The 12,846-nt window shown below is 66.2% G+C and carries 10 protein-coding genes and 1 tRNA gene; 4 read left to right on the top strand and 7 right to left on the bottom strand.

All coding sequences use genetic code 11. The annotated features are described in order from the left end of the window. Positions 1-71: 71 nt before the first annotated feature. The gene (locus ABIA30_RS14135; RefSeq protein ID WP_370066358.1) at positions 72-662 is read left to right on the top strand and encodes a TetR/AcrR family transcriptional regulator; all 591 of its coding nucleotides are present in this window, start codon (positions 72-74) and stop codon (positions 660-662) included. Positions 663-731: 69 nt separating this feature from the next. Here ABIA30_RS14135 and rho read toward each other — a convergent pair whose 3' ends face one another. The 6 genes from rho to argS form a co-directional block, all read right to left on the bottom strand. Further along, on the bottom strand, positions 732-2,669 hold the full coding sequence (gene rho / locus ABIA30_RS14130) for a transcription termination factor Rho (protein ID WP_370066259.1): 1,938 nt from the start codon (positions 2,667-2,669) through the stop codon (positions 732-734). A gap of 290 nt (positions 2,670-2,959) precedes the next feature. Continuing rightward, on the bottom strand, positions 2,960-3,898 hold the full coding sequence (gene thrB, locus ABIA30_RS14125; protein WP_370066257.1) for a homoserine kinase: 939 nt from the start codon (positions 3,896-3,898) through the stop codon (positions 2,960-2,962). A gap of 4 nt (positions 3,899-3,902) precedes the next feature. Further along, complete coding sequence (gene thrC / locus ABIA30_RS14120) at positions 3,903-4,985, bottom strand: threonine synthase (RefSeq protein ID WP_370066255.1); 1,083 nt, start codon at positions 4,983-4,985, stop codon at positions 3,903-3,905. Then, positions 4,982-6,298 (bottom strand): homoserine dehydrogenase, encoded by a 1,317-nt coding sequence (locus ABIA30_RS14115; protein WP_370066253.1) that lies wholly within the window; start codon positions 6,296-6,298, stop codon positions 4,982-4,984. Before ABIA30_RS14115 ends, thrC begins: the two co-directional genes overlap by 4 nt. Then, positions 6,295-7,665 (bottom strand): diaminopimelate decarboxylase, encoded by a 1,371-nt coding sequence (lysA, locus tag ABIA30_RS14110; RefSeq protein WP_370066356.1) that lies wholly within the window; start codon positions 7,663-7,665, stop codon positions 6,295-6,297. The genes ABIA30_RS14115 and lysA overlap by 4 nt, the downstream gene beginning before the upstream one ends. 23 nt (positions 7,666-7,688) lie before the next feature. After that, on the bottom strand, positions 7,689-9,341 hold the full coding sequence (gene argS, locus ABIA30_RS14105; protein ID WP_370066251.1) for an arginine--tRNA ligase: 1,653 nt from the start codon (positions 9,339-9,341) through the stop codon (positions 7,689-7,691). A gap of 141 nt (positions 9,342-9,482) precedes the next feature. On the opposite strand from argS, the gene ABIA30_RS14100 reads away from it, so the two are divergent. Then, a tRNA-Arg gene (locus ABIA30_RS14100) sits at positions 9,483-9,555 on the top strand. Between the two features lie 74 nt (positions 9,556-9,629). Next, a complete protein-coding gene (locus ABIA30_RS14095; RefSeq protein WP_370066354.1) occupies positions 9,630-10,736 on the top strand; it encodes an acyltransferase family protein in 1,107 nt (368 codons plus the stop codon). Between the two features lie 25 nt (positions 10,737-10,761). Here ABIA30_RS14095 and ABIA30_RS14090 read toward each other — a convergent pair whose 3' ends face one another. Continuing rightward, entirely contained in the window at positions 10,762-11,406 is a 645-nt protein-coding gene (locus ABIA30_RS14090; RefSeq protein WP_370066249.1) for a DUF1942 domain-containing protein, read from the bottom strand. A gap of 223 nt (positions 11,407-11,629) precedes the next feature. Between ABIA30_RS14090 and ABIA30_RS14085 the strand changes: the two genes are divergently transcribed. Then, positions 11,630-12,796: an AAA family ATPase gene (locus ABIA30_RS14085; RefSeq protein WP_370066247.1), complete on the top strand. Its 1,167-nt coding sequence runs from the start codon at positions 11,630-11,632 to the stop codon at positions 12,794-12,796. Positions 12,797-12,846: the final 50 nt, after the last annotated feature.

Raw genomic sequence — 12,846 nt, 5'->3', positions numbered from 1 at the left:
GATAGCGTCAGCGCACTGGCAGAATCGTCGTTCACCCGAGCACAGATGTGAGGAGGCGCCCGGTGGAAACCATTGAATCCCCCAAGACCGTGCGCGATCGACTGATCGACGCGGCTGAAGAGTGCATGCGCACCAAGGGAATTCGCGCCACCACGGTTTCCGAGGTGGCGGAGGCCGCGGGGGTGTCACGCGGTTGGCTGTATCGGCATTTTCCGGACAAGGTGACGCTGCTGGGCGCCGCGATCGTCCGCCTCAACGACGCCTACTGGTCCGATGCGCACGCCATGCTGGAGTCGATCGACGGCCTGGACCATCAGATTGCGGCCGGCGTCCAGCACGGGCGCACCGCCTACGACGACCCCGGCGCCCTGCTGATGAAGCTGCGCGTCGAGGAACCCGATGAGTTCAGCGCCTGCGCCGGAGCCGGCGTCCAAGGGTTGGTACCCGACCTGGCCGATTTCTGGTCCCGCTACCTGGTCACCGCCCGCGAAACCGGTGAGATCCACGCCGACACCAACATCGACGAGGCCTCGGAATGGGTTGCGCGCGTGATCATTTCACTGGCAACGGTGCCGGGTCAGCAATTGGACGTCAATGACTTCGAGGCGGTCCTGACCCACGTGCGCCGGTACCTCATGCCGGGCCTGACGACCGCGCCATAACTGGCCCGAAACCGCGTTCAGGGCTGCGACTCGAACGAGTGCGCAGCCCTGAATGCGGTTTTACCGGGGTTAGTCGCCGTCCATGTTTCCCGGCGTGGTCTTGGAGACCTGCACCAGGAACTCGTAGTTGGTCTTGGTCTTGCGCAGCTGGCTCATCAGCAGGTCGATGGCCTGATGCGGGTCCAGACCACTGAGCACGCGACGTAGCTTGTGCACGACCGCGAACTCGTCGGTGGACAGCAACAGCTCGTCCTTGCGGGTACCGGACGGGTTGACGTCGACGGCCGGGAACACGCGGCGCTCGGAGATCTTGCGGTCCAACTTGAGCTCGGCGTTACCGGTGCCCTTGAACTCCTCGAAGATGACGGTGTCACCGGTGGAGCCGGTCTCGACCATCGCGGTGGCGATTATGGTCAGCGAACCGCCGTTCTCGATGTTGCGGGCCGCGCCGAGGAAGCGCTTGGGCGGGTACAGCGCGGTGGAGTCGACACCACCGGACAGGATGCGGCCCGAGGCGGGTGAGGCGTTGTTGTACGCACGTCCCAGTCGGGTGATCGAGTCCAGCAGCACCACCACGTCCTTGCCCTGCTCGACCAGGCGCTTGGCCCGCTCGATGGCCAGCTCGGCGGCCTGGGTGTGGTCTGACGGCGGGCGGTCGAAGGTCGAGGCGATGACCTCACCCTTGACCGAGCGCTGCATGTCGGTGACCTCTTCCGGGCGCTCGTCGACGAGCACCACCATCAGGTGGCATTCCGGGTTGTTGCGGGTGATCGCGTTGGCGATGTCCTGCATGATCGTGGTCTTACCGGCCTTGGGCGGGGACACGATCAGCGCTCGCTGACCCTTACCGATCGGCATGATCAGGTCGATGACGCGGGTGGTCAGCCGGTCCGGCGTGGTCTCCAGGCGCAGGCGCTGGTTCGGGTACAGCGGGGTGAGCTTGTTGAAGTCGGGCCGGTTCTTGGCCGCCTCGACCGGACCGCCGTTGACGCTGTCCAGCCGGACCAGCGGGTTGAACTTCTGGCGTGGGTTGTTGCCGGTGCTCTCGCCCTCACGCGGCACCCGGACGGCGCCGGTGACGGCATCGCCGCGGCGCAGACCGTTCTTGCGGACCATGTTCATCGACACGTAGACGTCGTTCGGCCCGGCCAGGTAGCCCGAGGTCCGGACGAATGCGTAGTTGTCGAGCACGTCCAGGATGCCGGCAACCGGCTGGACGACGTCGTCTTCGCGCAGCTCGGTCTCGTTGCCGCCACCCTCGCCACCGACGCGCTCACCGCGGCGACGACGGTCCCGGAATCGACGACCGCGGCGTCCCTGCCGCCCATCGCCGTCATCGTCGTCGTCGTTGTTGTTGCTGTTGTTATTGCGGTTGTTCCCGCCGCGGTTGGCGTTGTCGTTGTTGCCCTCGCCGCGGTTGTTGTCGCGGTTACCTTCACCGCGGTTGTTGTCGCGGTTGCCTTCACCACGGTTGCTTTCGCGGTTACCTTCACCACGGTTGCTTTCGCGGTTACCTTCACCACGGTTGCCTTCGCCGCGGTTGCGCTGCTCGCCCTGCTCGCTCTTGGCGGCCGGCTTGTCATCGCTCTTGACCTCGGACTGACCGGCGGACTCGCCTTCATTGGCCGGCGTGCCTGCCTGACGCGAGGCACCGCGGCGCTCGCGACGGGGCTGCTCGGCTGCCGCGCCACTGTCCGCAGTGGCGGCCTCGCTCTTGGGTTCTTCGGTTTTGGGCTCGGCAGCCTTCGATTCGGCGGCTTTGGGCTCAGCCTTGGGCTCGGCGGCCTTGGCTTCGGCCTTGCCGGCGCCATTGCTCTCACCACGGTGCTCACGGATGGCGGCGATCAACTCGCTCTTGCGCATGCCGGACGTCGCCTTGACACCGACTTCACCGGCCAGTGCGCGCAAGTCCGGAAGCAACATGCTGGTCAGCGATCCGGTGCGCCCAGACGGGGCTTCGGTCGCCGGCGCATCAGGAGTACCGGTGAAGAGGTCCGTATCAGTCACGGATTTCCTTTCTGTCCCCCGCAACTCGAATTGCGCGAGGGTTTGGGTCGCATTCGGACGGCTCTGGTCGGGCGGCAGCTACCGGACACCCTGGTTCGCTGCCGTGGCAGCGCGCACCGGGCTATGTCGCCTCACGGTGAACCGTCAGTCCACGAGTTTTAAATCAAAGAGAAGATTGGTCGTCCTAGTGTCGGCGCGGGTAATCCACGCTGCAATTGCTGGACGAAAGCGAGGATAACCCGCATCCGAGCGCGAAGCAAGAATTACCGCACATCGGCGTGTAGCCACCGTCAGGATTGTGCGCCCGGCCACCAGCGGACCGGCTGACCTACCGTCATCTCGCTGACGGCAAATCCGTTGTCGGCGCCGGATTCGAGCACCTCAGCGGGCAATTCCGGCTCCGCACTGAAAGCGATCACCGAGGGCCCGGCCCCGGAAAGCACTGCCGGCACTCCACAACGCCGCAGCGTGGCGAGGTATTCCGCCGATGCCGGCATGGCCGACGCGCGCTGCGGCTGGTGCAGCACATCCTCGGTGGCCACCATCAACAGGTCAGGACGCTGCGTGAGAGCCACGACGAGCAGCGCAGCCCGGCTGACGTTGAAGCTGGCGTCGGCGTGCCGGACGAGTTCGGGCAGCACAGCGCGGGTTTCCGCGGTGGACGACCGGACCTGCGGGATGGCCGGGAACAGGTGGATGTCGGGGTGCAACTGCAGCGGTGCTGCGGCGTACAACGGGCCGTCCGGCCCGTCTTCGGTCCAGGACACCACCGCGCCGCCCATGACGGCCGCCGACGCATTGTCCGGGTGTCCCTCGAATTCTGAGGACAGTTGCACCAACTGTTCCCTGGTCAGTTCGGGCGAACCCGATTGTGCAATAAGCCCGTTTGCGGCCGCCAAGCCGCCGACCACCGCAGCCGCCGACGAACCCAGGCCGCGAGAATGCGGAATAACGTTGCGGCACTTGACATTCAGACCAGCGACCGACACCCCGCCAGCGTGCAGACCCCGACGCAGCGCGCGGACCACCAGATGCGACTCGTCCAGCGGCACCTGCCCGGCGCCCTCCCCCGCCACATCGACGTTGAGGCCGGATTCGGTTGTCTCAACCTCGATTTCGTCGTAGAGGCTGAGTGCCAGACCCAAACTGTCGAATCCGGGACCGAGATTCGCACTCGAGGCCGCGACAGCAGCCGATGCAGTGAGGCCGACCGGCAGCGTACGGGTCACCGGGTCAGACCAGCCCGAGCTGCTCGACGACCGCGGCCGCATCGACCGGGATGGCCTTGACCTCGGGCATGCCCTTGAGCGCATTGTCGGGATCTTTGAGGCCATTGCCGGTCACTGTGCACACCACGGTCGACCCCGGCTTGACCCAGCCGTCCTCGATCGACTTGAGCAGGCCGGCAATGCTCGCCGCCGACGCCGGCTCGACGAACACACCCTCGGCCTTGGCGACCAGGCGGTACGCGGCCAGAATCTCGTCGTCGGTGGCGGCCAAGAACCGTCCGTCGGACTGCTCCTTGGCTTCGACGGCGGTGTTCCACGAGGCCGGCGAACCGATCCGGATTGCGGTGGCGATGGTTTCGGGATTCTTCACCGGCTCGCCGAGCACCAGCGGTGCGGCGCCGGCAGCCTGGGTCCCGAGCATGCGCGGCAACCGGTCGGACAGGCCGTCGCGGTGGTACTCGCGGTAGCCGCGCCAGTATGCGGTGATGTTGCCGGCGTTGCCGACGGGCAGTGAGTGCACGTCGGGGGCGGTGCCCAGGGCATCGACGATCTCGAACGCCGCGGTCTTCTGTCCCTCGATACGCACCGGGTTCACGGAGTTGACCAACGCGATGGCGGGATAGTCGGCGGTCAGCTTGCGGGCCAGCTCCAGGCAGTCGTCGAAGTTGCCGTCGACCTGAATGATCTTGGCGCCGTGCATGACTGCCTGCGCCAGCTTGCCCATGGCGATCTTGCCCTGCGGGATCAGCACCGCGCAGGTGATGCCGGCGCGGGCCGCATAGGCCGCCGCCGACGCCGAGGTGTTGCCGGTCGACGCACACAGCACGGCCTGCTGACCGCGGGCCACGGCGTCGCTGACTGCCATCGTCATGCCGCGGTCCTTGAACGAACCGGTCGGGTTCAGGCCTTCGACCTTCAGATGCACTGTGCAGCCGGTCTGTTCGCTCAATCGCTTGGCGTGGATCAGCGGGGTGGCGCCCTCCAGCAGGGTGATCGGCGTCCAGTTCTCGGTGCCGGGCAAGCGATCCCGGTAGGCCTCGATCAGACCGGGCCACGGCTTGTGCACTGGACTCGCCCCAGTCGTCATTTGTTCGTCCCTTCCAGGCGCAACACGCTGTTGATCTTCTGCACGGCGTCGTGATCTGCCAGGGCCGCAACGGTTTCCGACAGCGCGGCGTCGGTGGCCCGGTGCGTGACGACAACGATGCGGGCACCGGCGGGCTGACCTTCGTCGTCGACCAAGCCCTCCTGACGCACCTCGGCGATGCTGACCTCTCGCTTGCCGAATTCGGCTGCGACAGAGGACAACACACCGGGGATGTCGTTGACGTTCATGCTGACGTAGTAGCGGGTCACGATGTCCCCGATGGGCGCGATCGGCAGTTTCGCGTACTTCGACTCGCGCGGACCGCGGCCACCTTGGACCCGGTTGCGAGCGGCCATCACCACGTCACCCATCACCGCAGACGCGGTCGGGGCCCCGCCCGCGCCGCGGCCGTAGAACATCAGCTGGCCGGCGGCCTCCGCCTCGACGAACACCGCGTTGAAGGCACCGTTGACGGTGGCCAGCGGGTGTTCCAGCGGCACCAGCGCGGGGTACACCCGAGCCGAAACCCGTTGCTTCCCATCCTCGGACAGCCGTTCACAGATGGCCAGCAGCTTGATGTTGCAACCCAGCGCCTTGGCCGACTCGAAGTCCGCGGCGCTGACCTTGCTCATCCCTTCGCGGTACACGTCGTCAGCCGTGACCCGGGTGTGGAACGCGATCGACGCCAGGATGGCGGCCTTGGCGGCAGCGTCATAGCCCTCGACGTCGGCGGTCGGGTCGGCTTCGGCGTAGCCCAGCGCACCCGCTTCGGCCAGCGCGTCGGCGTAGTCGGCACCGGTGTCGTTCATGGCCGACAGGATGTAGTTGGTGGTGCCGTTGACGATGCCGGCCACGCGCAGCACGGTGTCGCCGGCCAGCGACTGGGTCAGCGGGCGGATCACCGGGATGGCACCGGCCACTGCGGCCTCGAAATACAGGTCCACCCTTGCCTTTTCTGCAGCCTGGGCCAATTCGCCGGTGGACTGCGCCATCAGGGCCTTGTTGGCGGTGACGACGGACTTGCCACCCTCCAAGGCCTTCAAGATGGCCTTGCGAGCCGGCTTGACCGGACCCATCAACTCCACCACGATGTCGACATCGTCGCGCGACACCAGGGCGTCGATGTCGTCGGTGAGCAGGTCGACGGGTACGCCACGATCCGCGGAGACCTTGCGCACGCCGATCCCGCGCAGTTCCAGCGGCGCACCGATCCGGGCGGCCAGGTCGGCGGCACTGTTCTCGATGATCCGGACCACCTCGGTCCCGACGTTCCCCAGTCCGAGAACTGCTATGCCAATTGGCTTTTCACTCATTGACCACTCACTTCCAGACTCAACAGGTCCTCGACGGTTTCCCGCCGCAAGATCAACCGGGCGCTGCCGCCGCGGACCGCGACGACCGCGGGCCGGGTCAGCAGGTTGTACCGGCTGGACATCGAATAGCAGTAGGCACCGGTAGCGGCCACCCCCAGCAGGTCACCGGGCGCAAGGTCGTCGGACACCCAGGTGTCGCGGACGATGATGTCGCCGGTCTCGCAATGCTTCCCGACGATGCGGGCCAAGGTCGGTGGCGCTTCACTGACTCGGGACACCAGCCGGGCGTCGTACTCGGCGTCGTAGAGCGAGGGCCGGATGTTGTCGCTCATGCCGCCGTCCACGCTGACGTACCGGCGCTGCGCGGTCTCACTGATAGCCACGTCTTTGATGGTGCCGACCTCGTACAGCGTGATGGTGCCGGGGCCTGCGATGGCCCGGCCGGGCTCGACCACCAGCTTGGGCGTGGGCAGGCCGACAGCGGCGGACTCGGCCTTGACGATGGCCTTGAGCTTGTCGGCAAGTTCCTGCATGGGCGGCGGGTCATCGCTGGGCAGGTACGAGATACCCAGTCCCCCACCAAGATCCATGACCGACATCTGCGCGGTCTTCTCGACGCCGAACTCGGCGACCACGTCGCGCAGCAGTCCGATGACCCGGTGTGCGGCAATCTCGAATCCGGCCACGTCGAAGATCTGCGAGCCGACGTGACAGTGCAGCCCGACCAGGCGCAGATTGTCGGTGGCGAAGACCTTGCGCACCGCGTCCATCGCCGCACCGCTGGCCAGCGAGAGTCCGAACTTCTGGTCCTCGTGGGCGGTGGAGATGAACTCATGGGTGTGCGCCTCGACCCCGGGGGTCACGCGGACCAGGACGTCCTGGACGATGCCCGCCGCACCCGCGATGGCGTCCAGGCGCTCGATCTCGATCTCGGAGTCCAGCACGATGTGGCCGACGCCGACCTTGACCGCAGTGGTCAGCTCTGCGACCGATTTGTTGTTGCCGTGCACGGTGATTCGTTCGGCAGGGAAATCGGCATGCAGCGCCACGGCCAGTTCGCCACCGGTCGCGACATCCAGGCTGAGTCCTCCCTGCGCAACCCAGCGGGCGATCTCGGTGCACAGGAACGCCTTGGACGCGTAGTGCACGTGCTCGCCTCCGCCGAAGGCATCGGCGATCTCGCGGCAGCGGGACCGGAAGTCGTCCTCGTCGATGACGAACAGCGGGGTACCGAATTGCTTCGCCAGTTCGGTCACGGCGACCCCAGCGATGCTGACCTCTCCGTCAGCGCCACGAACCAGGTTGCGCGGCCACACATTCGGGGCCAGCGACATGATCTCGTCGGAAGACTGCGGCTTTTCCGGCATCGCGGCGCCGGCAGACTGCGCGCTCACATCCGCTCCGGAGCGCTGACGCCGAGGATCTGCAGTCCGTTGGCGATGACCTGGCGGGTGGCGGCGCACAGGGCGAGGCGGGCGCCGTGCAGATCGCCGGCTTCCTCATCACCCATCGGCAGCACCCGGCAGGAGTCGTAGAACCGGTGGTAGTCGCCGGCCAAATCCTCGAGGTAGCGACAAACGCGGTGCGGTTCCCGAAGCGCCGCAGCGGTTTTGAGCACCCGCGGGAATTCGCCGAGGGTGCGCATCAGGGTGGCTTCGCGGTCATGGCTGAGCAGTTCGAGGTGCTCGGTACTGGCTTGCAAGCCGAGGTCGGCGGCGTTGCGCGCCAATGCCGAAAGCCGGGCGTGCGCGTATTGCACGTAGTAGACCGGGTTTTCGTTGGACGCGCTGGCCCACAACCCCAAGTCGATGTCGATCGGGCTGTTCACCGAGGACCGGATCAGCACGTACCGGGCGGCGTCCACCCCGATGGCGTCGACCAGGTCTTCCAGAGTGATCACGGTGCCGGCACGCTTGCTCATGCGCATCGGCTGGCCGTCCCGGACCAGGTTGACCATCTGGCCGATCAGTACCTCGACGTGATCCGGGCTGTCACCGAGCGCGGCCGCGGCGGCCTTGAGGCGGCCGATGTATCCGTGATGGTCCGCGCCGAGCATGTAGATGCAGAGATCGAAGCCGCGCTCGCGCTTGTCCAGGTAGTACGCCAGGTCGCCGGCGATGTAGGCCGGGTTGCCGTCGCTCTTGATCACGACGCGGTCCTTGTCGTCACCAAAGTCGGTGGTACGCAACCAGGTTGCGTCGTCCTTCTGGTAGATGGCGCCGTTATCCCGAAGCCTCTGGATAGCCTGCGCCACCCGGCCCGAGGTGTGCATCGAGTCTTCGTGGGTGAACACGTCGAAGTCGGTGCCGAAGTCATGCAGCGACTGCTTGATCTGACCGAACATCAGATCCACGCCGATTTCCCGGAAGGTTTCCTGGCACTCATCTGCCGGCAGGCTCAGCGCGTCGGGCCGCTTGGCCACGACGTCGGCAGCGATGTCCTTGATGTAGTCGCCGCCATAGCCGTCCTCGGGAGCCGGTTCACCCTTGGCAGCCGCGACCAGCGAGCGCGCGAACCGGTCGATCTGCCCACCGTGGTCGTTGAAGTAGTACTCGCGGGTGACCGCTGCGTGCTGCGTGGACAGCAGGCGCCCCAGCGCATCGCCGACGGCGGCCCAGCGGGTACCACCGATGTGGATCGGGCCGGTGGGGTTGGCCGAAACGAACTCCAGGTTGATGTTGCAGCCGTTGAGCTCGTCGGAGTCGCCGTAGGTGATCCCCGCGGCCAGCACATTGGCGACGACCACGCTCTGGGCGGATGCCTCGATCCGCAGATTCACAAAGCCCGGTCCGGCGACATCCGCCCCGGCGATACCGTCGGCACTGGTCAACGCCTCGGACAGCCAACCGGCCAGCTCGCGCGGGTTGGCACCGACCTTCTTACCCAACTGCAGCGCCAGGTTGGTGGCGTAGTCGCCGTGCTCCGGATTGCGGGGGCGCTCGATGGTCACCGTCTCGGGCAGCGCGGAGGCGTCCAGGTCGTGTTCGGCCAGGACCGCGGCGGCGGTGGTCTTGAGCAGCTCAGCCAGATCGGCAGGGGTCACGGGGCACCATCCTATTGTCTGAGGTGGTCATAGTTGGCATCGGTGCTCAGCGCGCGGACCGATGCTCGATTCGGGCGGGCGGCTTGCGATGCGCTACTCTGACGGAGCCCAACGGCGCTGCTGGTCCGCCAGCATTCAAGCGCCCCCGTAGCTCAGGGGATAGAGCGTCTGCCTCCGGAGCAGAAGGCCGCAGGTTCGAATCCTGCCGGGGGCACTTTTCCTGCTCTCAGCAGCTTCTCACCGTCGTTAGCTAATCTCGGCAAAGTGCTGACCGGCCCTTTGCCTCAGGTGCGCGCACCGGTCGCCCGGCCCGCCCCCGCTAGCTCTGCCTCCTCCCTGCGCCCGCGACAGTCATCGCTTACCGGCCTTCGTGGCGTTGCCGCACTATTGGTGATCGGCACCCATGCCGCGTTCGCAACCGGCAAGCTGACACCCGATTACCTCGGGGCGCTGTATGCCCGACTGGAGATCGGCGTCCCGATCTTCTTCGCCCTGTCGGGCTATCTGCTGTTCACCCCATGGGTCAGGGCCGCCGCGACCGGCTCGGCCCCGCCATCGGTTCGTCGCTACACCTGGCAGCGAATTCGGCGCATCGTGCCGGCCTACGTGATCACGGTGCTGGGTGTCTACGCGCTGTACGCCGTGTTCCAGCCGGGCCCCAATCCCGGCCAAACCTGGGCCGGGCTGGTCCGCCACCTCACCTTCACTCAGATCTACACCGACAACTTTCTGCTGACCTATCTACATCCCGGCTTGTCACAGATGTGGAGCCTGGCCGTGGAGGTCTCGTTTTATGCCGTACTGCCGCTGCTGGCCCACGTCCTGCTGACCGTCATCGGCGGCCGCCGGTGGCGGCCCGTGCCGGTGTTGGTCGGCGTGGCTGCGGTGGCCGCGATCGGCCCACTGTGGATGCTGGTGGTGAGCAATACCGACTGGCTGCCAAATTCGGCCGGTATGTGGTTGCCGGCGCAGATCGGCGCATTCGCCAGCGGCATGGCGCTTGCCGCGTTGGCGTGCAACGGCTTTCGCCTGCGCCCAGCCGCACCGCTGACTCTCGCGGCGTTCACCTACCTCGCGTCCGCGTCACCATTGGGTGATGCTGCTCCGGCCAGGACGGTGCTGTACGCCGTTGTGGCGGTATCTGTGCTGGCGCCGTTGACGCTGGGTGACCACGGATGGTGGTCCGATCTGTTGAGCAGCCGACCGATGGTGTGGATCGGCGGCATCTCCTACGAGATCTTCCTGGTGCATGTGGCCGTCATGGCCGTCTCGATGAATCTGGTGCTGCGATGGCCGCTGTTCACCGGATCGATGATCGGCCTCGGCGCAGTGACCCTGGCCGCGACGGTGCCGCTGGCCTGGCTGTTACACCGGGTCACCGCACCCGACAACTGACTGTCAGAGACGACGGGCTAGACGCTCAATGACGCCCACCGCCGCCACCGGAAAAGTCGTTGAACCCTGGTTCGGCCAACTCCCCTTCGTTGAACTGGAAGGCAGGCGGTGCGATGACTTGAGGGGCAAAGTCATTGCCTCCCGTTGGAGCTGCCTCGGCAGGCGGTGCGGTGATGATCTCGCTGGAGTCGCCAGCGGTGTCTGGGGTGTCGTCGGTGTCTGTGGGTACGCCGCCCACAGGGGCACCGGGCACCCAAACCATGAGGTCCTCAACACCGTCGTTGTAGACGACGCTGTTCGGCACGTCGCCGACGACGTCGAAGTAGAGCTTGCCGGTAGTGGTCCCACCAGGCGGCGCCGCGGCCACGTCCCCGCCGATGACCCGGTAGTTCGCCCCGCTCTCTGCTCGGGCATTGAAGAACGGGATCACCGGGGTGGCCCAGCCTCCGAGCCCTTCGACTTTCACTGTCGCTGCGTACAGCTGGCCGTTGTGGGGCACCGGGTCAGAACTCGGAGCAAGATGTTTGACCGTATAGCCGATGTCGTTCAGCGTCTCCTGCTGACCGAACGGCTTGATGTTGTTGGCCGCCGAGGCGGGACCCGCCGTCGCGCCGGCCATGCCGACCGCGATTGCGACGATGCCAACGGGCGCCACAAGCTTGATCTTCACCGTTACTCCCCTTCCCACGCCCAGGCAGTGTTCAACGCGGAGGCTACCTCGCCGCACCACTGTCCGAATGCAACTTGCCGCAATATCAGGATCCCTGGGTGCCACCGCCGGCGCCCAGTTCATAGAGATGGTCGCGCTCACGTGTCGCCTGGTCCGACTCAGACTTATACCTATTTATAGATAGTTCCAACGGACTCGAACTATAAAGACGTATAAAAGACCTGTGCCGACGTCCTCACAGCCCAGCCCCTACACGCCGGGCGCGCTGGCCCAGGCGCTCCCCGGGCGCGACCCACAGATGCTGGCCATCCTTGAGCGGCTGGCCTACCTCGGTTACAAACGTAGCCTGGTCGGCCGGATTCGAGTCTTCATGGGACCACGTGGGGTCGGCAAGACCAGTCTGCTGCGCCGAGCCCAACAAGAAGCCGAGCGGCAGCGCTTCGCCACAATCTGGGTGACGACAGGCGACGAGCGGCCACTGGCCGCCGCGCTCGCCGACGAATTCGCCCGACTGTCCCGCAATTGGAAATCCGCGACGGGTACGGCGCTCAAGGCGGCGCTGAAGACCCTGAAGGTCAGCATCGCCGGCGTCTCCATCGGAGTCGGCGCCACCGAGGACGATCCGGTCCCGGTCGGCACCGGCCGGGCGCTGCAGGACGCCATCGAATCCGCGGTCAACGGCGTGCTCGACCATGACGCCAGCGGCCTGATCATCTTCATCGACGAGGTCCAGAGCGCAGACGCCGTCGGCCTCAAGGCATTGGCCTACGCCTGGCAACACCTGCAGGCCAAGCCCGACGGCATCCCCGCCATCGTCATCGGGGCAGGGCTGAGCCATTCCCAGGACGTGATCGCCAAAGCCGTCAGCTTCGGCGAGCGGTTCGAGTACATCCCCATCACCAATCTCGATCCCGACGCGGCGCGCTACGCACTGACCGAACCCGCTCGCGAGGTCGGCGTCGACTGGGCCCCCGACGCATTGGAGGCGGTGTTGGCGCAGACCCAGGGCTACCCGTACTTCATCCAGGAATTCGGCGACAAGATGTGGTCGGCTGCCGGCTATCCGGCTCCGGGAAGCACACTCACCTTGACCCACTTTCACGAGGCGCACGCGGCATTCCAACAGTCCCGGGACCAGATGTTCAGGTCACGCTGGGTTCAGACCACACCCGCCGAGGCCAAGATGCTGGTGGCGATGGCCGCCGTCGGCGATACCGCGATCCAGCGCAAGGACATCGCCGCGGGCATGGACGTCGGAACCACCGCGATCAGCATGGTCCGCCGCTCCTTGATGGACAAAGGGCTCATCGAGCCCAGCGGCCACGGCAAGCTGCGTTTCACCGCACCCGGCTTCGGCGCATTCATCCGCGAATACGCGGATCTGGAATAACCGGCTGCCGGGACACCTGTTACTCAAAGCGGCCGTCGACCGGTAAATAC

It is taken from the genome of Mycobacterium sp. MAA66 (assembly GCF_041261665.1).
Lineage (GTDB): Bacteria > Actinomycetota > Actinomycetes > Mycobacteriales > Mycobacteriaceae > Mycobacterium.
The sequence above is the reverse complement of the archived record's forward strand: the minus strand, read 5'-3'. Positions and strand labels throughout refer to the sequence as shown.